General features: G+C 45.0%; 3 protein-coding genes. All 3 read right to left on the reverse strand.

All coding sequences use genetic code 11. From position 1 onward, the window contains the following. Positions 1-64: 64 nt before the first annotated feature. On the reverse strand, positions 65-1,756 hold the full coding sequence (locus DW251_RS17730) for an IS66 family transposase (RefSeq protein WP_118301903.1): 1,692 nt from the start codon (positions 1,754-1,756) through the stop codon (positions 65-67). 293 nt (positions 1,757-2,049) lie between these two features. Then, positions 2,050-2,409 (reverse strand): IS66 family insertion sequence element accessory protein TnpB, encoded by a 360-nt coding sequence (gene tnpB, locus DW251_RS17735; RefSeq protein WP_118301904.1) that lies wholly within the window; start codon positions 2,407-2,409, stop codon positions 2,050-2,052. Then, on the reverse strand, positions 2,399-2,743 hold the full coding sequence (locus DW251_RS17740; protein ID WP_118301905.1) for a hypothetical protein: 345 nt from the start codon (positions 2,741-2,743) through the stop codon (positions 2,399-2,401). The genes tnpB and DW251_RS17740 overlap by 11 nt, the downstream gene beginning before the upstream one ends. Positions 2,744-2,849 lie beyond the last annotated feature (106 nt).

Raw genomic sequence — 2,849 nt, forward strand, 5'->3', positions numbered from 1 at the left:
GTAAATGGTAAACCATGCACCTGCCACCAAAACTAGCCGCCCCTTTGAGGCGGCCTTAAATGTTCTATTTTATCTTACGGCAAGACATTGGCAGTTTAGGCGACCATGGCATAAGATCATCCAATGAAAACGTACTGTCTTTTTTTCGGGAAATTCTCTCTGGTAATTCTGTCAGGAGATATTCGAAATACTGATACGGTTTTAAGTTATTCGCCTTGGCAGTTTCTGCAATGCTGTATACAATTGCACTTGCCTGGGCTCCTTCCACTGTATCGATCACATTCCAGTTTTTTCTTCCTACGCAAAATGGCCGGATCGCACGTTCACAGGCGGAATTATCGATTGGGATATCCCTATTATCAAGAAATGCCCTTAGATACTTTTCTTGATTAATACTGTAAGATAAGCCCTCTCCAGTCTCTGATTTCGGCAGTACATTACAGGTTTTGATCTGCTCCTTTACCCAATCAAAGTATTCATCCACAAGCGGCTTTAGGATCCTTTGACGATGTTCCATGCGGTATTCACTGGTCCTTTCTTTCCAGGATCCGTCAAGCTTATAGATTGCAGAGATACGTGCCAGTGCCTGATAGGCGATGCTGTTTTTCAGCGCTTCTTCCGGCAGATCTTTTTGCGCCGCTTTTATTGCGTTTACAAATCTACGGCGACAGTGGGTCCAACAGCCAGCGGATGTCAGGGACTGTTCTTTTGAGAATGTATGATAAGACTGGTAACCATCTGATACCAGAATTCCTTTGTATGAGGACAGAAACTCCCTTAAATGTTCCGTACTTCTTGTTCGGCAGTAATCATACAGAACGATCTTTTTTCCGCTGTCATCATGTTCTCCGGTGATATAGACCCACATATAGCTGGATGATCCGGCCTTCCTGCCATCCCGGTTCACTTTTAAGGTCGTTTCATCTGCCTGTACAACAGGCTGCTTTAAGAGGACATCTTTCATCCAGTCATAAACCAGTGAAAAGTAGATCTCGCTGCTTTTGATGACCCAGTTGCACATGACCTGCGGGGAGATGTTCACTTCGCTCCGTTTAAAGTCTTGTGCCAGACGATGGACCGGAAGTGCGTTTACATACTTATAATTCAGGATCCCGGCCAGAAGTGATGGCGTTGCAATGCTGTTCCGGAACAGATCTGCCTGAGGGCGCTTCGCTTTTGCAAACTTTTTTCCATCAGCACTGACATAGACACAGATGTGGTATTCTTTTACCTCAAAAGATGAGGGATGGAACTCTAACCGCTGATAAACCTCATCTTTTAGCTGGCGGTATCCAGGCCCCAGCTGTTCCAGAAGTTCTTCTTCTGTAAGGGTGGAAATGACCGGTTCTGCATGAGGAAGGTCTTTCAGATCCTCCTCACGTTTTCCGGCATGTTTTTTCCTTTTGTGGGCAGTAACTGTGACTTCTTCCATGTCCGGTTCATCCGGCGGAGTCTCATTTACAGTGGCTTCTGCTTCATTAAAGCATTCTGCGTACATAACGGCAAGTTCCAGCTGCTGACAGGTTCCGGTATCATACCCCATCTTTTCAGAAGAACGTCCAAAGCGGTTTGCCTGCGCGAGGTTCCATTTTTCAAGGATCACCTGCATCTGCTGGTTTGTCCGCTTCAGTTCATCTGTGAGGACAGCCAGCTGGCTGCGCAGTTCTTTTTCCTGCGCCATGCTTTCGAGCAGAAGCTGCAGGATATCTTTTTTATTCAGTTTTACCAGCTGTTCTTCTGATAACGCAAGTGCCATATCGATGGTCACTCTCCTTCGTTTTTATGGCTCCAGTATAACAGAACATGCGGCAAAACGCAAAAATCGAATGGACAGCCTTTCGGCATTTTGACGGTGGAAAACTCCTGATGAAAAGCTGTTCTCCTGTGGAGGCAATACTTCCAACTGCCTGAAAATCGGTAAATCTGGCTTGCTTTTCAGACAACGGGGAATGCTGTCCACAATTCGTATTGTTCAGATAAAAAACAGAACAGTTTATCCCCATACCGACTCTAGATCAAAGAGAAATTTTCTCTGTTTTTACTAAAAGATCACACGGGGTGTTTCGGATCGATCTTGTGAACAGAAGGGTCTATGGCATATCCGGTCATGAGCAGATGATACTGTTCCGGAGTAATGTTACGGGCTTCAGCCTCTGATCTGGGCCATTGAAAAGTTCCTGCCTCCAACCGTTTATAGATAAGCAGAAAGCCATCCTCCTCCCAGACTAACCCTTTTATCTTCCGGTTACTGGAACCACAGAACAGGAACAGATCTCCTGCATGAAAAGGATCCAGATGGAACTTTTGTTTTACCAACGTTGACAGACCATCGATCCCTTTGCGGAGATCGGTCTTTCCAACAAATACATAAACATGATGAAAATGTGAAATATCTGCGTCATTGAGCATGGGCAGCCACCTCAACGATCATGGATAAGGTATCCCTTTGAACGGAGATGGGAATATCAAGCTGCATTCCACGAAACGTAAGAGTCATCATTTCCTTTGGATCAGCGGTTGTGGTTTCCGGCACAGGCAGCTTTTCTGGTTGCGTTACTTCAACAAAACCGCTTTCCGTAAGCAGAGTCTCTTTCACTTTACGAAGCCAGTAATAATAAGAGTCTCTTGAAAGCTGGTGCTGTGCGCAGTAATCTTTGACAGACAATCCAGATTGGTTGCGGTCCTGAATAATAGCAGTCCAATTTTTTACGCGGATCTGGGCTGTGGCAAGTTTGGTGTTCATAATTGACCTCCTGGTGTGAAAAATGGGAAAAGTGTGTTGTACAACTTTTCCAACATTATCTCAAATCTGGATATGTAGGTCTAGAGATGTATGATTTACCATTTAC

It is taken from the genome of Clostridium sp. AM22-11AC (assembly GCF_003473545.1).
Lineage (GTDB): Bacteria > Bacillota > Clostridia > Lachnospirales > Lachnospiraceae > Enterocloster.